Origin of the sequence: Undibacterium sp. 5I2, from assembly GCF_035019605.1 — a bacterium.
Classification (GTDB): Bacteria; Pseudomonadota; Gammaproteobacteria; order Burkholderiales; family Burkholderiaceae_D; genus Undibacterium.
The window spans coordinates 1-19,532 of the sequence record NZ_JASJVS010000049.1; the positions used below are offsets into that span (position 1 = coordinate 1).

General features: G+C 53.4%; 16 protein-coding genes and 1 pseudogene. 8 read left to right on the plus strand and 9 right to left on the minus strand.

Annotated features, from left to right (window positions below; translation table 11 throughout):
* Together QN359_RS15275 and QN359_RS15280 are read right to left on the minus strand one after the other, a co-directional pair.
* Positions 1–296, minus strand: a pseudogene (locus QN359_RS15275) (energy transducer TonB); the annotation flags it as partial.
* A gap of 73 nt (positions 297–369) precedes the next feature.
* A complete protein-coding gene (locus QN359_RS15280; RefSeq protein ID WP_322249468.1) occupies positions 370–648 on the minus strand; it encodes a hypothetical protein in 279 nt (92 codons plus the stop codon).
* 196 nt (positions 649–844) lie between these two features.
* On the opposite strand from QN359_RS15280, the gene QN359_RS15285 reads away from it, so the two are divergent.
* Positions 845–1,864, plus strand: a complete 1,020-nt coding sequence (locus QN359_RS15285) for a glucokinase (RefSeq protein ID WP_322249467.1) — start codon at positions 845–847, stop codon at positions 1,862–1,864.
* A gap of 21 nt (positions 1,865–1,885) precedes the next feature.
* On the opposite strand, the gene QN359_RS15290 is transcribed toward QN359_RS15285, so the two are convergent.
* The 4 genes from QN359_RS15290 to QN359_RS15305 all read right to left on the minus strand — a co-directional run bounded on the left by QN359_RS15290 (position 1,886) and on the right by QN359_RS15305 (position 4,770).
* The gene (locus tag QN359_RS15290) at positions 1,886–2,275 is read right to left on the minus strand and encodes a hypothetical protein (protein WP_322249466.1); all 390 of its coding nucleotides are present in this window, start codon (positions 2,273–2,275) and stop codon (positions 1,886–1,888) included.
* Positions 2,276–2,499: 224 nt separating this feature from the next.
* On the minus strand, positions 2,500–3,921 hold the full coding sequence (dacB, locus tag QN359_RS15295) for a D-alanyl-D-alanine carboxypeptidase/D-alanyl-D-alanine-endopeptidase (RefSeq protein WP_322249465.1): 1,422 nt from the start codon (positions 3,919–3,921) through the stop codon (positions 2,500–2,502).
* A gap of 166 nt (positions 3,922–4,087) precedes the next feature.
* Positions 4,088–4,504, minus strand: a complete 417-nt coding sequence (locus QN359_RS15300; protein ID WP_322249464.1) for a type II toxin-antitoxin system VapC family toxin — start codon at positions 4,502–4,504, stop codon at positions 4,088–4,090.
* 8 nt (positions 4,505–4,512) lie between these two features.
* Entirely contained in the window at positions 4,513–4,770 is a 258-nt protein-coding gene (locus QN359_RS15305) for a type II toxin-antitoxin system Phd/YefM family antitoxin (RefSeq protein ID WP_416200207.1), read from the minus strand.
* 237 nt (positions 4,771–5,007) lie between these two features.
* Here QN359_RS15305 and QN359_RS15310 point away from each other — a divergent pair, with 237 nt between their 5' ends.
* Positions 5,008–6,981 (plus strand): U32 family peptidase, encoded by a 1,974-nt coding sequence (locus QN359_RS15310; protein WP_322249463.1) that lies wholly within the window; start codon positions 5,008–5,010, stop codon positions 6,979–6,981.
* 20 nt (positions 6,982–7,001) lie between these two features.
* On the opposite strand, the gene QN359_RS15315 is transcribed toward QN359_RS15310, so the two are convergent.
* Positions 7,002–7,799, minus strand: coding sequence for a YdcF family protein (locus QN359_RS15315; RefSeq protein WP_322249462.1), 798 nt, complete (start codon positions 7,797–7,799; stop codon positions 7,002–7,004).
* A gap of 148 nt (positions 7,800–7,947) precedes the next feature.
* Between QN359_RS15315 and QN359_RS15320 the strand changes: the two genes are divergently transcribed.
* The 4 genes from QN359_RS15320 (at position 7,948) to QN359_RS15335 (ending at position 12,961) form a co-directional block, all read left to right on the plus strand.
* Entirely contained in the window at positions 7,948–8,616 is a 669-nt protein-coding gene (locus QN359_RS15320; RefSeq protein ID WP_322249461.1) for an ANTAR domain-containing response regulator, read from the plus strand.
* Between the two features lie 95 nt (positions 8,617–8,711).
* On the plus strand, positions 8,712–9,950 hold the full coding sequence (locus tag QN359_RS15325; protein ID WP_322249460.1) for a CmpA/NrtA family ABC transporter substrate-binding protein: 1,239 nt from the start codon (positions 8,712–8,714) through the stop codon (positions 9,948–9,950).
* Positions 9,951–10,110: 160 nt separating this feature from the next.
* Positions 10,111–11,739: a sensor domain-containing diguanylate cyclase gene (locus QN359_RS15330; RefSeq protein ID WP_322249459.1), complete on the plus strand. Its 1,629-nt coding sequence runs from the start codon at positions 10,111–10,113 to the stop codon at positions 11,737–11,739.
* 25 nt (positions 11,740–11,764) lie between these two features.
* Positions 11,765–12,961 carry a YbfB/YjiJ family MFS transporter gene (locus QN359_RS15335; protein WP_322249458.1) on the plus strand — a complete coding sequence of 399 codons (1,197 nt, stop codon included), beginning with the start codon at positions 11,765–11,767 and terminating at the stop codon, positions 12,959–12,961.
* Positions 12,962–13,007: 46 nt separating this feature from the next.
* Here QN359_RS15335 and QN359_RS15340 read toward each other — a convergent pair whose 3' ends face one another.
* The gene (locus QN359_RS15340; RefSeq protein ID WP_322249457.1) at positions 13,008–13,223 is read right to left on the minus strand and encodes a helix-turn-helix transcriptional regulator; all 216 of its coding nucleotides are present in this window, start codon (positions 13,221–13,223) and stop codon (positions 13,008–13,010) included.
* 895 nt (positions 13,224–14,118) lie between these two features.
* Here QN359_RS15340 and QN359_RS15345 point away from each other — a divergent pair.
* Complete coding sequence (locus tag QN359_RS15345) at positions 14,119–15,087, plus strand: aminoglycoside 3'-phosphotransferase/choline kinase family protein (protein WP_322249456.1); 969 nt, start codon at positions 14,119–14,121, stop codon at positions 15,085–15,087.
* Here the strand turns inward: QN359_RS15345 and QN359_RS15350 are convergent.
* The gene (locus tag QN359_RS15350; protein ID WP_322249455.1) at positions 15,080–16,738 is read right to left on the minus strand and encodes a methyl-accepting chemotaxis protein; all 1,659 of its coding nucleotides are present in this window, start codon (positions 16,736–16,738) and stop codon (positions 15,080–15,082) included. The genes QN359_RS15345 and QN359_RS15350 overlap by 8 nt on opposite strands.
* A gap of 382 nt (positions 16,739–17,120) precedes the next feature.
* Between QN359_RS15350 and QN359_RS15355 the strand changes: the two genes are divergently transcribed.
* Positions 17,121–19,493, plus strand: coding sequence for a TonB-dependent receptor (locus QN359_RS15355; protein ID WP_322249454.1), 2,373 nt, complete (start codon positions 17,121–17,123; stop codon positions 19,491–19,493).
* Positions 19,494–19,532: the final 39 nt, after the last annotated feature.

Genomic DNA, 19,532 nt, shown 5'->3' on the forward strand with positions numbered 1-19,532 from the left:
GCAGCAATCGTATTTTGCGGCTGAACTTGCGGCTGCACCTGCACTTCCGGTGGCGGAATGAACGGTGGTGGCGGTGCCAACAGTTTCGGCGGCGGCGGCGGCGGCACATCGGGCGGCGGCGGTGGTGGTTTTATTTCCTCCACCAACTTGGCTTCCAATGGTTTTTGGATGATCTCGACGAGCTTGGTACCCAAGCCATTGACGAGCGCATACACCAACACGATGTGAAAAACTATAACCAGCCCCAAGCCAAGAAACTTCTTGCCCGGCTCTTGCTGGCGATCTGAAAAATCCATTCCGTTTGTCTCCTCAATCTAAGAATACGAAGGCGCTTATCATAACCGCTGTTGTTGCGAAAACTCAATTTTTTCAGTGAAAATTTCGCATATATTTTGTAATAACGATAGCCTGTTTTTGTACAGTTTTCATCTGCGCTGATTTCATCAGGAATTCATATTTTTCTGTTAAAAATATTCGGGCCGCGATCCTCCTGAAGATAATGCCCTTCCTGCGCAACGCCAAATTTTTCCCATATTGCAGAGTAGCGAAGGCGGGGGCGTGCTGCATAGGATATCGCGCTGCGAGAAGTGCCTTGTCGTCACGGTCGTTTCCTGATTCATCTGTTGATCCATGTTTTAAGTAGCTCAACTACATGCAGTATATTTTTATTTTCTACGAAAATATAGTTATTTCCGTTGAAATATTTGATTCATCCGAATTTTAGCGCATAAAACACAGGCTTGGTCGACTTTTTAATTAAGCGATGTAGTATTATTACATAAAATATTCGAGCACTGTCTTCCCAGCCATTGTTCTTCCATAAACCGACCACCAAGGTGACAAGTTGCTGCCAGACTTAAGCTCACACGCTCCCTTCGCTCCCCGGCTGCTGGCCGATATTGGCGGCACCAATGCGCGTTTCGCCTTGGAGTTAGCGCCCTTCCAATTTACGGCCATCAGTGTGGTCGCTTGCAACGATTACGCCGAGCTGCACTTGGCCATCGCCGCTTATTTGGCCAGTGACAGCGTGCGTGGACTTGGCCTCGCGCCGCTACGTCATGCGGCCATCGCGATTGCCAATCCAGTCGATGGTGACTTGATCCGCATGACTAATCATCACTGGACTTTTTCGATCGAGCAATTACGCTTGAGTCTGCAGCTCGATACGCTGTTGCTCATGAATGATTTCACCGCCTTGGCGATGGCTTTGCCATTCCTGCAAGCGAGCGAGCGCGTACAGATAGGTGGCGGGCTTGAGCAAGCCGGCAAAGCCATCGCTTTGCTTGGGCCGGGTACTGGCCTCGGCGTATCGGGCATTATTCCTTATGGAAAACATTGGGTGCCGCTGGCGAGCGAGGGAGGGCATGTCAGCTTTGCGCCCAGCAATGCTGAGGAACTCGCCTTATTGCGCTGGATTTGGCGTTACCATCCGCATGTTTCAGCGGAACGTTTGATTTCCGGCCAAGGCTTGCCCTTGCTGTATCAGGCCGTTGCGGCGCTTGCCGGTAGTCCGGCACCACAGGCCTTGTCGGCGGCAGCGATCAGTAGCCACGCCTTGAATGACAGTTGTCTCTTTTCAACACAGGCGGTGGCACATTTTTGCGCCATGCTCGGCACGGTGGCTGGCAACTTGGCGCTGACACTCGGTGCCAAGGGCGGCGTGTATATCGGTGGTGGTATCGTAGCGCGACTCGGACATTTGTTTGTCGAGTCGGCATTTCGCCAGCGCTTTGAGGAAAAAGGGCGTTTTGCCAGCTATCTCAGGGAGATTCCGACCTTTCTCATTATGGCTGAGTATCCGGCATTTCTTGGCGTCTCTGCCGTGCTTGCCGATAAGTTGGGTGCAGCTGAGTCCGCGTTTTAATTGCTGCTTTGCTTCCTCCTGTCAGCGGCACCATGCATGCGACAGCAAGAAAGTCAGGGTCAGTGAAATGACGGCCGCGCAGACCGTGGTGATAAAGCTCAGGTAAGAAATCACGCGACCATGGCGGCGATTGTCGGCAAAAATGATCAGTTCGCCGATAGCCAGAATGCAGCTTAATCCGGATACAAAGATGGCCAGCAGCATGCACAGTGCTTCCAGGTCACTGAGCTTGCGGCAATTTTCAGAATACAAATGGGCGATTTGAAAAGTATTGTCATAACCGAGCATACCCATCAGGATGGCGGTCAACACCAGCGCGATGGTCAGTAAAGGAATAAACCAGGTCAGGAAGTACTTGTCACGGACCGATCTGACTATGCTGTTGATCCAGCTTTTGAAAAATCCATTCATCTCAGTCTCTCGTAAACGATCTGACCGCGAGCTTGTCCCCGTGGTCGCAAACTTATCGCATAGTTCTTATGGCGCAATGCTAATTGATGGTACCGCGGTTTTCGGCGAAAAACCTGCGGCACATCCGGAATGCAACACTTAACTCGATAAAGCTTGGGTTTGCCTGCTGATGCATGCCAATTAATTGATATGGATGATAACTTTTCGTCACAAGTGTTTAAGAATTAATTCGTTTTCCCTTCGACGACGGCTGCGATCAGCGCGTCCAGTGCTGCTCTGGCGGCCATGGCCTTGTCATGATTGATGAAGGCAACTACGACCCAAGTCTGATTGTCTTGGTCGCGCACATAGCCAGCGATGGCGGTGCTGTCTTTGAGTGTGCCGGTTTTAATTCGGCCGCGCTGTGCGGCGGCGCTGCCGGTGAGGCGTTTGCGCATGGTGCCATCGAGCGCGACGATGGGCAGGCTGCTGACAAATTCGGCACTCCAATCACTGTCGGCAGCAACACCGAGCAGCGCGGCCAATTGTGTGGCGCTGATGCGCTCACTGCGCGAGAGCCCGGAACCATTATCGAGCACCAAGCCGGTGGCATCGATCTGATGCGCAGCAAACCAAGCACGGATACGCAGTGCCGCCTCCGCGGCGCTGTCTGTACTGATTTTTGACAAGCTTTCGGCACCCAGAGTGAGATAAACCATGCGCGCCATGGCATTGTCTGAACTTTTATTGATGATACGAACCGTGTCGGCCAAGCTGTCGGAAATGCGTTCGTGTAACAACACGGCCTGGTCCGGCGTGATACCGTCGCGCACACGGCCTTGCCAACTGCCGCCCATTTCCGTCCACAGGCCGCGCAACAAGTGGGCGATGTATTGGTTTCTATCGATCAAATTCAAGTAGGCGGTGACTTGGCAATGGCGTGGAAAGCCACCGCTCAAGCTGATCGCGATTTGCTCTTTGCGCTGTAAGTCTGCCACGGCTGGTTGCAATTCGCTTTCCCACGTGCTGCAGGGCTTGTCGTTGAAATGCAGGTGGTTGTCGAATTGGATTTTATCCAGCGGCGTTTGCATGCGGGCGTCGATTTTATCGCTGCCCGACGAGAGCGTGATGGCGCTGATATTACTGTTGATTAACAGTGCATCCGGAATGACGTTGTAGTAAGCATTCGGATTTTGGTCAAATTGCGGCGCGTTGAGGTCGGCGCGTTGTGGTGAGAAATAGCTGCGATCGAGGATGACATCGCCGCTGATCTTACGAATACCCTGAGCGCGCAGCGCGCGCAACATGGAAGCGAAATTTTCTGCGGTCAAATTGGGGTCGCCACCACCGCGCAGATACAGATTACCCTTTAAAATTTCTTTCTGTGGCGCAGCATCGGCCAAAATGCGCGTCTTCCAGCGAAATGCCGGCCCCAGTTGTTCCAGCGCGACCAGACTCGTTACCAGTTTCATGGTTGAGGCCGGGCTCATGCTCAGCGTGGCATTCTGGCTGATCAGTGCAGTTGCACCGGGACGCATGACGACGACCGCCACTGATGAGGGCGGCACGTTTTGTTGGTTCAAAATATCGAGCATGGCGGCCGGCAGGGCGGCCGCGGCAAGCGACGATGCGCTCAGGGTGAGGGCGAAAATACAAGCGGGTAACATGGTGGCTTTCGGTATCGGGGACACGGCATTGTAAAGGCCGCATGCTATTTTTCACGGGGAGGTGAGAAAATCTGTTTAGTACGAAAAAAATGTGTTCTGAGTTGTGACAGTTGACTCGCACGCGAGGACTGAGATCAGCCAAAGGCAGGTGGAAAATCGCTGCGATTTAATCTGCGCTTCGGTGCAAAAAAGGATTGGAAAGTGCCACGTCAAAACTTTTGAAATCGCTGATATTTCTCGTGACGACAGTCAATTTGTTTACCCGCGCGCAGGCAGCAATCATGCCGTCTTCGTAGCGCGTGTCTGATTGCTGGTGCATCATTTTTGCCCATACTCGCAATACCTCGCCATCAAGCGGGAGAATATTATAGGCAGACGCAACTTGATCAAGCCAGTGTTCGATGGCTTGCGCCTTAGCCTTATCTTGCTGGCGTGTTATTTCGATGCCGGCTTGGATTTCCGCCAGGGTGATCGCACACAGAAACAAATCGGATTCTGCAACGCCGTTGATCCATGCAAGCACCGCGCCGTGCGGCTTCGGTTTGCGCAGTTCCGAGACAACATTTGTGTCGAGCAAGTACATGGCTGATCTCAGGGTAAAACGGCGGCGCGACGGCGCGCGGCACCACGCTCTGGTATGAGCAAGTCGCTACGATCGATATCCGACAGTAGTAGTGTTTTCAGCGATGGGCGCGCGGCCTGATGCAGACGCTGCCATTCCGCCAGCGGCACCAGCACGGCGGCCTCTATGCCGCGGCGAGAAACCATTTGTGGTCCATCTTTAATGCAAACATCGAGCAGCTCGCTGAAACGCGCTTTTGCATCTTGTACCGGCCATGTATTCATCATTTTCATCTGCGCTTTCTCAAATAACCAGTTACCTGACTAGTCTAGCAGAAAAATTTTACTCATCAAGCTCAATTGTGTTGATAGACTCAGGCGATGGGCGTAATCGCTGGCAGAGAAGGCTGGAAACACGCTGATGTCGTTGCCGGAACGACATTAACCTGAGAAATCGGCGCACAATCAGGACATAAGCCTTTGATTTCGTTATAATTTCGCCTCACTTCGTCACCGGTAGTCGCCATGGGCTTGCTCGTCAATCAAACTGAACTCTTATCCCCCGCCAAGAATGCCGAAATCGGGCGCGAAGCGATACTACACGGGGCCGACGCCGTGTATATCGGCGGGCCATCATTCGGTGCGCGGCATAATGCCAGCAACGAGCTCGGCGATATCGCCGGCTTGGTCGAGTTCGCGCATCGGTATCATGCACGTATCTTTGTGACCATGAATACCATTTTGCATGAGTCGGAATTGGAACCGGCGCGCCGCCAAATACATCAGCTTTACGATGCCGGAGTCGATGCCTTAATTGTGCAAGATATGGGCATACTCGAACTCGATATTCCCCCCATCCAATTACATGCCAGCACCCAGTGCGACATCCGCGGTGTGGATAAGGCGCAATTTCTCGGTGCCGTCGGTTTCTCTCAGTTGGTGTTGGCGCGTGAACTGACGATAGAACAGATTGCCGCCATCCATGCCGCCGTCGCCACGCCGCTCGAGTATTTCGTTCACGGTGCCTTGTGTGTGGCGTTTTCCGGTCAGTGCTATATCTCGCATGCCGATAATGGCCGCAGCGCCAATCGCGGAGATTGTTCGCAAGCATGCCGCTTGCCCTATACCCTCAGTGATGGTGCCGGTAGAGTGGTGGCGTATGAAAAGCATTTGCTGTCGATGAAAGATAATGATCAGAGCCGCAATCTGGAAGCCTTGCTCGATGCCGGTGTGCAGTCCTTGAAAATCGAGGGACGCTACAAAGACATGGGCTATGTCAAAAACATCACGGCGCATTACCGCCTTTTGCTCGATGAAATTCTCACCCGTCGCCCCGAGTTTTCGCGTGCTTCCAGCGGTGTCAGTCGCATCGCATTCACGCCCGATGTCGATAAGAATTTCCATCGTGGACATACCGATTATTTTGCCAATGGCCGGCTGGAAGATATCGGCGCTTTTGATTCGCCGAAATATGTCGGTCTGCATCTTGGCTATGTCACGCGCATCGCCACAAATTGGTTTGAAATTGAAGCCAATGAAGCCATGGCCAATGGCGATGGGCTTAATTACATGAAAAAACGCGAGGTCATGGGGATCCATGCCAATACCGTCGAACGCATGTCGAGCAACGAAAACGGCACTACCTGGCGGATTTCGCCGGATGAAAAAATCGCCGACCTGAGCGGTTTGCAAGTCGGCTTGTCGATCAATCGCAATCGCGATCAACGCTGGGAACAGGGCTTGACGAAAAAATCGGCGGAACGACGGGTGCCAGTTTGGCTTACCCTCAGCGATACCGATGGCAGCGGCTTACAATTGACGATGCATGATGAAGACGGCGTCACTTCACAAGTTCACAGCCTGCTCACTTTGCTACCGGCGCAGCAAGCCGATAAAGCCGAAGCCGCTTTGCGTGATAGCTTGGCTAAGCTAGGCAATACCATGTTTGAAGCAGTGCAAGTCAACCTGTCATTGCGTCAGCCATGGTTTGTGCCGGCCGCAGCGATTAATGCCTTACGTCGCGATGCCGTGGCGGCACATGAAGCTGCCCGCGCAGCGGCTTGGCAACGGCCGCCGCGCACGCCGGCGCAGCAGCCACTGGCCGCTTATCCGGAAACCACCTTGAGTTATCTGGCCAATGTGTATAACAGCAAAGCGCGCAGTTTTTATGAAAAACATGGCGTGCAATTGATCGCCGCTGCGTATGAGGCGCATGAAGAGGCCGGTGAAGTGTCGCTGATGATCACCAAGCATTGTCTGCGTTTTTCTTTCAATCTGTGCCCTAAGCAAGCCAAGGGTGTGACCGGGGTGCAGGGGCAGGTCAAGGCTGAACCGATGACTTTAGTCACTGGTGAGGAAAGCTATACCTTGAAATTCGATTGCAAGCCCTGCGAAATGCATATCATCGGTGCCATGAAGCCGCACATCCTGCAGGCTGCGCCGCCTTCATCGGTGCCGTATGCGCCCGTGGTGTTTCACAAGAGCCGACCGGCCGCATAAAACCATGCCGCTCAGTCGGCTTATTTGCCGTGGTAATAACAGGCTTTGACGAAAGAGAAGTATTCGCGCAGCCAAGCGTTGAGGCGCACGCTTGGTGGCGTTGGCGCGCCGGCTGTTGCGACGCTGTGCCAGCCCGCTTGCTGGGCAATCCAGTAGGCGCGCGGCAAATGAAAATCACTGCTGACCAACATGATTGTGTCGCTCGCGACGATGCCGCGTGCGCCTAGCAAACGGCTGCTGTAAGCGAGGTTTTCGGCGGTGTTGCGGCTCGCGGTTTCAAGGATAATCCGCGCAGTCGCCACGCCGGCGGCGCGCAAGCTGTCGGCCATCACTTCGGCCTCACTGCAGGCCAAACCATCGTCGCGGCCGCCACTGACTATGATCCATGCCTGTGGCCAGCGTATAGCCTGCTGGCGCGCTAATTCCAGACGTGCCGCCAGCGTTGCCGATGGGCGGCATTCTGGGCTGCCGCTGCCGAGTACAATCAAGGCGCGCGGCGCGCTGTGCTCAGTGCGATCATGCGCGCCCTGTATGAATATAAAAAATAACAAGACACTGATGAGCCAAGCGATGAGGCCGGCTGCCCCCCAGTTCCACAAGCGACGATGCCAGCGCCGCGCGGCGCGCCATGTCGCTAAACGCTGCCGTTGCCAGTATCCCAGGCAGAGCGCCAGTCCACCCCAGAACGGCAGCCAAACGCCGAGGTGGCGGGTGCCGTTTGCCAGCAGTACGCTGCCATCCAAGAACAGAATCAGGCCAGTGACAAGAATGGCCGCACCGATACGGTGCTGAGGCAGTGTGCTGCTGTGGTTTGGCATAGAAAGACGAGGGTCTGTAGATGCGCCTCATGATACGGTAAATTGTCGCACTGTTACGCGTAGCGTAAGTTGGATCGATTCTTGCATTGATAAATTTACAAAACTGCAAGTTTGCATTTCCTTTATTTTTTTCGGCATTGAGTCCATCATGAAATCGCCCACCTCTGATTCCGACTCACCCAGGCAGAGCTTGAAAATTGTCGTCGTCACTACGCTCGAGCTGGCGCAGTCGGATGGTCGCCCGCTTGATGGTGCCGCCGTCGAGGCACAACGTGCACGCGCAGAGGCCTTGCGCAGCGGCTTACTGGAAGCCGGTTACGATATTCTTGCGGCGATTCCCGGCGATATGCATTTGATCGATCGCATTGCCATGCTGCAGCCCGACATGATCATCATCGATGCCCAATCGGATGCCCGCGATGTGCTGGAAGACTTGGTATTGGCCACGCGCGATGCGCCGCGACCGCTGGTGTTATTCACCGAAGCCGGTGAAGCCTCCGAGCTGGCAGCGGCGATGGCGGCCGGGGTATCGGCCTATGTGGTGGCCGGCTTACAAAGCGCGCGCGTGAAGCCGGTGCTGGAGGTGGCGATGGCACGTTTTGTGGCCGACCAAAAACTGCGCAATGAATTATCCGATACCAAAACCAAATTGGCCGAACGTAAAACCATCGAACGTGCCAAAGGCTATTTGATGCAACGCCACGGTCTCAGTGAGCAGCAGGCATTTGAGCGCTTGCGCCGCCAAGCGATGGAAAAAAATATGAAACTGGCCGAATTAGCCCAGCGCATTCTCGATGTGTCTGACTTACTCGGCTGAGTGGATTGATTGCACTGAGTTGGTGCGCAGCACTAAAGTGGTGCGAATTATTCTGAGTCCTTGCATTTTCAGTACTTTTTTGTTGGAGCAGTAACATGATGAATTCCGCGCAAACGCCGGCAGAAGATAGTGTGGTCGAGTTGACCGGCGTCAGCGCTGCCGCTGAGGCAGCGACACGGGCCGGTATCTGGGTCGCCGGATCGGATCGCCCGGAACAACGCACGGTGCGGGTCGGCTTCATGCCGTTGACCGATTGTGCCTCTGTAGTGATGGCCTCTTTGTTAGGCTTTGATAAAAAATACGGTATTGAGATCGTCGTCAGCCGCGAAGCGTCGTGGGCCGCGGTGCGCGACAAACTGTGCAATGGTGAACTCGACGCCGCGCAGGTTTTATACGGTTTGCTGTATGGCGTACACATGGGTATCAGTGGCCAGCAGAAAGATATGGCCGTGCTGATGACGCTCAACCACAATGGTCAAGCCATCACGGTATCGAGTAGCTTGGCCGCCAAAGGTGCCAGAGATGGTGCTGGGCTGGCCAAGTGCATGGCGCAGGAGCCGCGGCTCTACACGTTCGCCCAGACTTTCCCCGGTGGTACCCATGCCATGTGGCTACATTACTGGATGGCCGCCCATGGCGTCAACCCACAGACCGATGCCAAGGTGATTACCGTACCTCCGCCACAAATGGTGGCCAATTTACGACTGGGCCAGATCGATGGCTACTGTGCCGGCGCGCCCTGGAATCAGCGTGCCGTCGCCGATGGCATCGGTGTGACCGCCGCCACCAGCGCGCAAATTTGGCCCGATCATCCGGAAAAAGTACTCGGTGCCAGCGCAGAGTTTGCCGACCGTTGCCCGCATACGGCGCGCGCCTTGAGCGCCGCGATTCTGGACGCCAGCCGCTGGCTCGATGCCGCGCCGGCCAATCGCAGTCGTATGGCCAAGATCTTGGCTGGCAGCGACTATCTCAACACCTCGGTCGATGTCATCGATGCCGCGCTGCTTGGGCCGAATTCCAGCGCTGCGGATAGCGCTCACCATGCGCGCAACGAGATGAAGTTTTTCAACGATGGTGCCGTCAATTTTCCTTATCTATCGGATGGCATGTGGTTCCTGACCCAGCATAAGCGCTGGGGTTTGCTCAAGACCGATCCGGCTTATCTGGATGTCGCCAGCACAGTCAATCGCATCGATCTCTACCGCGAGGCAGCCAGTCTGGCCAAGGTTGCACTCCCGGCCAGCAGTATGCGCAGCAGTCGTTTGATTGATGGGCTTGTGTGGGATGGCAGTAACCCGGCTGCCTACGCGGCATCGTTTCCTATCGGTGCTTAAAAGACACAGCTGCAGTTCCTTGTTCTGCAGCTATTTCTTTGCAAAATCTCCTGTTGCCGATGATTCTCTGTTAAATTCAGGCTAGTATAATTAATTTATTTCTCGGCAACAATTTTTCAGTTCTGCCTCCACCTCTGACCACTGATGATGTAAGCGACCCATGCGCCTGCTGCACCTTACCCGCGGCATTACTTTTCGGCTCATTGCGATGGGCATCTTGTTCATTGTCGTTGGTAGTGTCATGCGCTATCAAATGGCCGCTAAAGTTCTGAGAGATGGTACGGTCGACGTGGTTTCTGGTCAGCAATTATCGCTGGCCAGCTATGTTGCTGACGATATAAACGGCAATATCGATGTGCGCAGGCAATTGCTGCTCAAGCTGGCGACTGATTTTCCATCAGCCTTGCTGCAACATCCGCAGCAATTGGAACAGTGGCTGGCCGTGCGTCACGATATTTCACCCCTGTTTTCACTCGGCTTGGTCATTTTGCCCTTGAGTGGAGTCGGTGCGCTATCCGACTATCCACAAATTCGCGGACGTCGCGAGCTCGATTTTCGTCAGCGTGATTGGTTTATCGCGGCGCGTGCGGGTAGCCTTTTTTATATCGGCAAACCAGCTATCAGCCGTACCGTCCACCGCGCTGTGGTCAATTTCAGTACGCCCTTGCGTAATCGCAGCGGCGATATCATTGCTGTGCTGATGGGGGCAAGCGAAATCGATAGTCCCGGCTTTCTTGATCTGATCGGCAAGCGTGGCATCGGCAAGACCGGTAGTTTCTTACTGATTTCGCCGCGCGATCAAGTCTTTGTCACCGCCAGTGATCCGGCATTGCGGCTGCAGCCCTTGCCCCTACACGGACGCAATCTGTTGCACGATAAGGTAATGCAAGGCTGGCGCGGGGCAGGTGTGACCATTAATGCCTACGGAGTAGAAACGCTGGCAAACGTCGTGTCTGTGCCAAGTGCCGGCTGGGTGGTGGTGGCGCAGATGCCGAGCGCCGAAGTGCTCAGCGCCTCTGATCGAGTTTGGCATGTATTCGCACGCAACAGCATCGTCTCGGCGGTTTTTCTCATCATCGCGCTCATTCTGGTACTCGGCTATTCCTTCGCGCCGCTACGCGCGGCGGCGCGGCAGATGCGCGCCATGGCCGATGGCAGCAGAGCGCTGTCGAGTTTGCCGGTCAGGCGGCACGACGAAGTAGGTGAAATGGTAACGAGTTTCAATTTGCTGGCAGCAAAATTACTCAAAACTGAAGAGCAGATGCATTACCTCGCCCATCATGACAGCCTGACCGGTTTGCCGAATCGGCGTGCTTTCATGCATGGGTTGCGCCAGAGCATAGCCTTGGCGCTTCGACAAAACCGCCAACTGGCCCTGTTGTATGTCGATCTTGATGGCTTCAAAGCGGTCAATGACCAGTATGGCCATGCGCTTGGCGACAATTTTCTCATCCAAGTTGCGCAACGTCTCAAGCATCTGGTGCGCGAAGCCGACCAGATTGGCCGGATTGGTGGTGATGAGTTCGTCTTGCTCATGAGTGATTGTGATGAACGCGCCAAGGCCGTCTTGATCGCCGAAAAACTGATTGCCGAATTGTCGCGCCCTTTCGTGCTTGATCAAGTGTTCGTGGTGGTCGGTGCCAGCATAGGCATTGCCATGTTTCCCGAGCAAGCGAATGAAATCGATGCTTTAATGATGCAAGCCGATGCCGCCATGTACGCCGCGAAACGCCGTGGTCGCAACTGCTATGAATTTGCTACTGGCGAAAGTACGCCGGCGGCCAGCTAAACCGTCTACCCCGAAAGGAGCGCCCATGCATCCGGCGCAACAACGTTTCAAGGTTCTTTGTGCCGGTATTTTCAGTCTGGTACTGGTGCTCGGGGTCGCGCGCTTCTCGTACACGCCGCTGCTGCCACTGATGCAACAGCAGGCCGGACTCGGCGTGGCTGCTGCCGGTTGGCTGGCTGCCTATAATTATGCCGGCTACCTGAGTGGCGCAGTGCTGGCGATGTTCGTCAGCGACTTGGTGCTCAAAGACCGCTTGTACCGCATTGGTTTGGTGCTGGCGGTGCTGAGTACGGTGATGATGGGCGTGAGCACGAATCTGCTGGTGTGGGGTGTATCGCGTTACTTGGCTGGCCTCAGCAGTGCCGCTGGCATGCTGTTCGGCACCGGCCTGATTCTCAATTGGTTGATACGGCATAATCATCGCAGTGAACTCGGCATTCATTTCGCCGGCATCGGCATCGGCATTGCTTTGAGTGCCGCGGTCGTGGCGCTGATGAGCCCGTGGTTTGATTGGCGCGAACAATGGTTTGCCTTCAGCGCGCTCGGCTGCCTGTTACTGATACCGGCGTGGCGCTGGTTGCCACCGCCGGATCGCAGTGACACCACCACCAGCGGCGAAAAAATGCTCGATCAAGTACCGGGACCTTGGTACCTGCGCATTTTCATGGCCGCGTATTTTTGCGCCGGCATTGGCTACGTGGTCAGCGCTACCTTCATCGTCACCATCGTCAACCACTTGCCAGGTTTAGCCGGGCAGGGTAATTGGGTATTTCTGGCCATTGGCCTTGGTGCAGCACCGGCTTGCATCAATTGGGATTTCATCGCGCGACGTACCGGCGAACTCAATGCATTGATTTTGGCCGCGCTGCTGCAAGTGTTGGGAATCTTGCTGCCGGTCATGGTTGGCGGCTTGCTCGCCGCGCTGATCGGTGCCTTGTTATTCGGTGGCACCTTCATTGGCATGGTCAGCTTGGTGTTGACCATGGCCGGCCGTTATTATCCTACTCGGCCTGCCAAGATGATGGGAAAAATGACTTTATCTTACGGCAGCGCGCAAATCATCGGCCCGGCAATGACCGGTGCCTTGGCGGCCGAATTGGGCAACTACAACGTCGGCTTGTATTTGGCCGCAGCCGTGATGCTACTTGGGGCGATGCTCTTGGTTTTGCTCAAATATGTGGAGCTGCATGAGCGGCGCACGCAGCAGCTTGGGTCAGTGTGACGAAAATGCCGAGGGGGAAGCGGCCGCGCTAGTTTAGCCCCTCGGTCTACTCATCGAAGAGTTTGACGACCGTGACATTGAGTGCCTCAGCCAGAATTTCTATGGCCGATAACGAAGGATTACGCTTGCCGCGCTCAATCCCGCTGATATAGGTTCTGTCGAATCCACAACTGTCGGCAAAGGTTTCTTGTGACAGTCCAGCTGCTTTTCTTAAAGCCCTGATACGGATTCCGAACGTGATGGATAAAGGTATTTTTTTCACACATTCATTAACTCATTTTGTGGCCTTAGCGTACAGGTACTAATCGTCACAAAGGTTTTTGATGAAGATTAATCGTAACATAAATGATCTTATGATGTTTTATCGTCACATTAAATGATTTTAAATGAAGATCGATCGTCACATCAGGATCAGTATCAGGCTTTAGTTTTTGCGTAAAAGCGACAAATTTTTTCATAAAAATTTGTCGATGCCGGAAAGTTGCGCCGTGGCTTTAATGAGACGCGTTAGCTTGAAGTCAGCTTGAAGTCAGCTGGAAAGAAAAAATACTTGTCGGGGGGCTAAGTGCAGTCGGCAGGATGATCCGGTATTCGAATCCTCGCCTGTGTGTGCAGGAATGTCTCAGTGTAGGCTTACTGATCGATTCAAGTTTGCGCCAAATCAATAAACGTGCGCGTTTTCGTGATCTATAGAGTTATTTCAGATGTTGAGCTTGACTGGAATTATGTGTCAAAATGCTACGCTGCGGCGACGCCTGCCGGCCTGAGCGCATATTTTGCTTCATCAGATTTTGCGCATGAAACCTCGGCCTTCAGAGGCTGTCGCAAAAGGGTTTTCAGTCGGCATCCTTAATCTAACTGGCAGACATGTCATTCCCCCGTGCTCTCGCCTCATCATTCCTGCGTAGGCAGGAATCGAGTGGCACGTCAGTGCCTTCAGGGTGAGAGGGTCGATCAAGGGCACTTTTTTTCTGTGAAATGAACACGTTCTGCTGCGCCTGAGCAGCACAGATATAAAGGGCGCGTACGCGCCACTGGATTGCCGCCTGCGCGGCAATGACGAATTGGGCGAATGGGTGGGCGCGTCCACGCCTCTTGGTATCGTAGAATGCGTATTCGGCAACGCGCCGTTTTTATTCCTGACCAGACCAGAAATTATGAACATCTCTCTCAACTGCCTGCCGCAAGGCTTGGACAACGCTGCCTGCAGCGATTTCATCGCCCGGACACCGTTGCCAGCTTGGCTGCCTGTGCTTAGCTACGTACAACAGCAATTTCAATTGCCTCAGGGCCAGTGGGAAAAAATCGCGCAAGCCAGCAATGCCTTGTTTTGCTTGAACGATGACGTGATCATCAAACTCGTGCCGCCCAATTGGCGTCGCCAAGGCGAGAAGGAAATACTGTTCGCGCCTATGCTTGAAGGCAAGTTGTCCTTGCGCACGCCCAGTTTGATCGGCAGTGCCGAAATTGATAACTGGCTATGCGTGATTTCGCCTCGCTTGGAGGGCGTGTTACTGGCCGATGTATGGCCAACTATGGAACTGGAACAGAAGCGCTTGATCATGCAGCAGACCGGACAAGTTATGCGCGAATTGCGCGCGCTGCCGGTCGATGAAAACAGTGCGATCAAGCCAGCGTGGCCGGCGTATCTTGATGATCTGCTTGCGAGCTGCTTGGCACGGCATCGCCGCAATAAAATGCCGGCCGGCTTGCTGGCCCAAGTACTGCCGTATATTGAGCGTAGCGGTGGGTTTGGCCAAGCCGGTGCCTTGCGCTTGATTCATATGGATATCCATCCAGGGAACTTGATGGCTAAACCAGAAGACGGGCGCTGGCGGCTCGATGGCTTGCTTGATTTCGGTGATTCTATCATCGGCAACACAGACCGCTTTGAGTTGTTGACGCCGATGATTTTCATGGCGCAAGGTAATCGATTGCTGCTCAAGACGCTGATTGAGGCTTACGGTGGTCTGGGCGCGCTCAGCGTGCCGGAGTTGCAGCGTCAGTTGACGGCATACATGTTGATCCGGCCCGATTGTGATGTCATGTTTTGCCTGCAGCAAGTTCCGGCCAGCGCGGCGCGTGACACGTGGGAGCAAATCGCTGCGCAAGTGTTTCCTATCTGACTAATCTCGGTATGTTCTTCTTGGCAGCAGTTTTGCTCCGTGTAAAATCAGTCAGCGGCTTGGCAGTCATGTGCGTTGCAGTATGCATAAGCGTGGAATCATTCGCCATTTTGAAGACGCTGACGACTTGATTCAAATTCCTCGTTTGTTCTTGCATTGCGCCAGCCGCCGCCGCCGCTTGTTCCACCAAGGCGGCATTTTGTTGGGTGATATCATCCATATCGATGACGGCTTCATTGACCTGTTCGATACCGGCAGATTGCTCGATACTGGCGGCGCTGATCTCGGCCATAATGTCGCTCAGCCGTTTGATGCTGTCCACCACCTCGGTCATGGTTGAGCCAGCTTGATTGACCAGTTTGCTGCCGACATCAACTTTTTCTACCGAGTCGTCGATCAGGGTTTTGATTTCTCTCGCGGCGGCCGCGCTACGCTGTGCCAAATTGCGTACTTCCGTCGCCACTACGGCAAAGCCGCGGCCTTGTTCGCCCGCACGGGCTGCTTCGACCGCAGCGTTGAGCGCCAAGATATTCGTTTGAAAAGCAATGCCATCAATCACGCTGATAATGTTGACGATTTTGCGCGACGAAGTATTAATCGCACCCATGGTGTTGACCACTTCCGCAACCACTTGGCCACCCTTCAAGGCCAGCTCAGACGAGCTTTGCGCCAGTTGGTTAGCCTGCCGTGCATTGTCTGCATTTTGGCGCACGGTGCTGGTCAGCTCCTCCATCGATGAAGCGGTTTCTTCGAGTGAACTGGCCTGTGATTCGGTGCGCGCAGACAGGTCCATATTTCCTTGCGCAATTTCGGTCGAAGCGGTGGCAAGACTCTCGGTGCCGGAACGCACTTCCGTCACGATGTTGACCAGACTGTCGCTCATATTCTTCAAGGCTTGCAATAAGCGCCCGGTTTCATCCTTGCCTTGAACCTGAATGTTCACGCTCAGATCACCCTTGGCAACTGCTTCTGCCAAGCTTAAGGCGATCTGAATCGGTGCAGTGATTGAGCGCGTTACCCAAGTGCCCATGAGTGCGGCCACAATCAAGGCCAGAATGCTGCCACCGATGATGCTGTCTTGGTTGAGTGCCCGCTGTGACTCCGCCTCGGCAGAGCGGATCACCAGTAAATCTCGCTCCGCTTTATCAAAATCGGCATGCAGTAAGCGAAATCCATCCATTGCTGCTTTGTCGCGCCCCTTGGCAAATTCGCTCACCAATTCGGCCACCGTGTGCTCGCCGCTAGCGATCGTTTTACGATAGGCAAACAGGGATTCGGCGACGCCTCTGAATTCCTGATGGCGTGCCTTCATATCACTTAAACGTCGTTGTTGACTCGGATTGTCGGCAGTCAAGTCTTTTGCTTCGGTCCAGGCTTGGTCGAAATTTTTCAGGCCAGCATTCCATGGTTCGAGAAAGCGGCTTTCACCAGACAGTAAATAACCACGGGCACCCGTTTCCATGTTGATCATCGCTGCGAGCATGCTGGTACCCGTTTCCAGTACGGCGTAAGTATGGGTGTTCCACTTCTCGGCCTTGGCCAAATTGGCCGCAGTGTAGAGTGCACACCCGCAGACTAACAGGAAGATGCCAATCACCGCAGCAAAGCCCATGGCAAGGCGCGTTCCTATGCGCATATTTTTGATATCCATACCGTTCTCCTTGAAAAATAATTGCCCATAAGACATGCTTATTTATTAAGTTTAGGTGTGCGTAAGGCGATTCGCAAGGACAAACAGTAGGGAGTGTTAATTTTTTTAACATAAATTAACAAATTTGCAATCATGCGCAGACCTAAATTAATCGCAGCGAGCAATCGGCAACGGTCAAGCTTTTTGTTCGGCAGATTCAAGCGGGGCGTCGATGTGCGCCCCAAAATAAGCAAATGCAAAAAAAATCGTTTATAGCGTTGAACTAATTTGATTTAATTCTCTCCTGCTTATTTTTTGCTGCGAGTCACTCGTTTTGCTTTTTGTAAAAGTGCAAATGATTTTGCAAGACAAGTTCATAAAAATTGATAAAAAAGAGGAACAGATGGAAACTCGCGCTTATTTTCGCCTCGTTGGCGTTTGTGCCTTAATTGCCAACGCTTCGGCCAGCGTGGCACAGGCTGCCGATGCAGATAACCGTAATGAGGATCTTGCCGCCGGTACCGTGATTGTCACCGGGACGCGTGATAGTGGAAAAAAAGTGCGCGACAGCATGACGCCAGTGATCGTCATCGGTGCCGAAGATCTTGCCAGTACCGGGAAAACCAATGTATTGGATGCCTTAAAAAGCTTAGTGCCATCGTTAACTACCCCAGCGGTTGGCTATGACGTCGGCGCGCTGGCGCGCACTTTTCAACTGCGTGGCTTAAGCCCCGGTAATACTTTGGTGCTCATTAATGGTAAGCGTCGACATGTCTCCGCCAGTTTGTATGCCGATTCCGATCCTGCACAAGGTTCGAATGCAGTCGATCTGGATTTCATTCCCTTAGCGGCGATCGATCACATTGAAATTTTGCAAGATGGTGCTGCGGCACAGTATGGCTCCGACGCGATTGCGGGTGTCATTAATATCATCTTAAAAAAATCTCCTACCGGTACCAGCGTGTCATTGCTGGGTGGTGGATACATTGATGGTGGCGGGCAGACGCAACAATTTGAGGCGAATAAAGGCTTTATCGTCGCTGACGATGGCATACTTAACCTGAGTTTTTCTGCGCACTACCATGGTTACTCGAATCGCAGCGGCGATAGTGGTGGCGTGCAAGCGGCCTTGGTACAAGGCGATCCGAAAAGCTCGGTGCTTACCGGTGCGTATAACTTTGAAAAGCCGATCACGCCGGATCTGACGTTCTACAGTTTTGCTACCGTAGCGCACCGAGATGCCCAAGCCAATGAAAATCCCCGTCAACCAGACGCCATCAGTCCAGCCGTCAATCTGCTGTATCCGAATGGTTTTACCCCGCAAGAAAAAGTCAGCGAGAATGACTTCGGGCTGACAGCCGGATTGAAAGGTATCACCAGCGACAAATGGAATTGGGACGTCAGCACTACCTATGGTCGGGATCAGGCCAAGTTAGAGAATATTCGTACCGTCAATCCTGATCTGCTCAATGATTTTGGCAATGCACAAAGTAAGTTTCGTGTTGGCTCGTTTACTTCCTCGGAGCTGACCACGAATGTTGATGTTCGCCGACCATTTACACTCGATGGTCTGTCAGGCCCTTTGCTGTTGGCTTTAGGATTGGAGAACCGCTACGAAACCTTCCGGATTGGGGCTGGCGAAGCCAATTCTTACTACTTAGGCGGCTCATCGGCTTTTCCGGGCTTTCAAAAAACTGACCAAGTGGATGCAACACGTAATAGCCTTGCTGCCTATGTGGATCTGACCGCGCATATTACTTCGCAATGGGAATTGGGTTTTGCGACGCGCGCCGAGCATTACCAACAGGTTGGCAATAAGGTGACGGGGAAATTGTCGACACGGTATGATTTCAGTCCTGCCGTGGCATTGCGCGCGACCTTGAGCAATGGCTTTCATGCACCAACATTGGCGCAGCAATATTACTCAGCAACGACGGTGACGACAGGTTTTGCACAAGTTCAATTGCCGCTCGGTTCGGCTGGTGCGAACGTGCTTGGGGCGCCCAATTTGAAACCGGAAACCTCAAAGAACATCAGTGTCGGGCTGGTTGTAGAGCCGGTAAAAGGCGTCCATGCCACGATTGATGCCTATCAAATTAATATCAATAACCGCATCATCGAGTCAGCCTCCATCTCCGGACAATTAGCGGCAGCAGCGGTAGCCGCAAATGGTGCAGCGATTCCGGCTGGCGTACCAAGTGGCAGTGTTTCCGCGGCCTTTTTTACCAATGGTGTGGATACCAAAACGCAGGGTATTGATGTCAGCATAGACACAATCAGTCGTTTCGGCGCGCTCGGCAGCATTAAGTGGATAGTCAACGGTGGCTACAACAAGACCACGATTGAACATATATCGGCAGCACCCGCAGCACTGCAAGCGGCGGGACTTTCTCTGGTTGATCCGGTGCAGAGATCGAATCTGACTACCGCTACACCTCGTGGCAAGGCTTCCATCGCCGCCATTTATACTAAAAATGACTGGGAACTGACGCTGCGCGAAACGGTGTATGGCAAAACCAGCCAAGTACAAGGATATGCTCCTGGGCCATATTTTACTTATAATACCGATGTCACTTATATCACCGCGGTAGACCTTGGCTATAGTTTTTCAGATCACTTGAAAGTCAATTTCGGTGCAGATAATCTGTTGAATAAGTATCCAACAAAAATGCCGGCTTCGGTGTACCAAAGTCTTAACTACGATCAGTATTCCCACGTTTCCCCGTTTGGCGTGAACGGTGCGTATTACTATGCCAGAGTCAGTTATGCTTTTTGAGCTTAAAAGTTATTCAAGAATCGTGAAGGATGTCAATTT

Coding starts and splice junctions, on each gene's coding strand:
- QN359_RS15290 (WP_322249466.1), bottom strand. CDS start 2,275: ATGAATGGATTTTTCAAAAGCTGGATCAACAGCATAGTCAGATCGGTC.
- dacB (WP_322249465.1), bottom strand. CDS start 3,921: ATGTTACCCGCTTGTATTTTCGCCCTCACCCTGAGCGCATCGTCGCTT.
- QN359_RS15300 (WP_322249464.1), bottom strand. CDS start 4,504: ATGTACTTGCTCGACACAAATGTTGTCTCGGAACTGCGCAAACCGAAG.
- QN359_RS15305 (WP_416200207.1), bottom strand. CDS start 4,770: ATGATGAATACATGGCCGGTACAAGATGCAAAAGCGCGTTTCAGCGAG.
- QN359_RS15310 (WP_322249463.1), top strand. CDS start 5,008: ATGGGCTTGCTCGTCAATCAAACTGAACTCTTATCCCCCGCCAAGAAT.
- QN359_RS15315 (WP_322249462.1), bottom strand. CDS start 7,799: ATGCCAAACCACAGCAGCACACTGCCTCAGCACCGTATCGGTGCGGCC.
- QN359_RS15320 (WP_322249461.1), top strand. CDS start 7,948: ATGAAATCGCCCACCTCTGATTCCGACTCACCCAGGCAGAGCTTGAAA.
- QN359_RS15325 (WP_322249460.1), top strand. CDS start 8,712: ATGATGAATTCCGCGCAAACGCCGGCAGAAGATAGTGTGGTCGAGTTG.
- QN359_RS15330 (WP_322249459.1), top strand. CDS start 10,111: ATGCGCCTGCTGCACCTTACCCGCGGCATTACTTTTCGGCTCATTGCG.
- QN359_RS15335 (WP_322249458.1), top strand. CDS start 11,765: ATGCATCCGGCGCAACAACGTTTCAAGGTTCTTTGTGCCGGTATTTTC.
- QN359_RS15345 (WP_322249456.1), top strand. CDS start 14,119: ATGAACATCTCTCTCAACTGCCTGCCGCAAGGCTTGGACAACGCTGCC.
- QN359_RS15350 (WP_322249455.1), bottom strand. CDS start 16,738: ATGGATATCAAAAATATGCGCATAGGAACGCGCCTTGCCATGGGCTTT.
- QN359_RS15355 (WP_322249454.1), top strand. CDS start 17,121: ATGGAAACTCGCGCTTATTTTCGCCTCGTTGGCGTTTGTGCCTTAATT.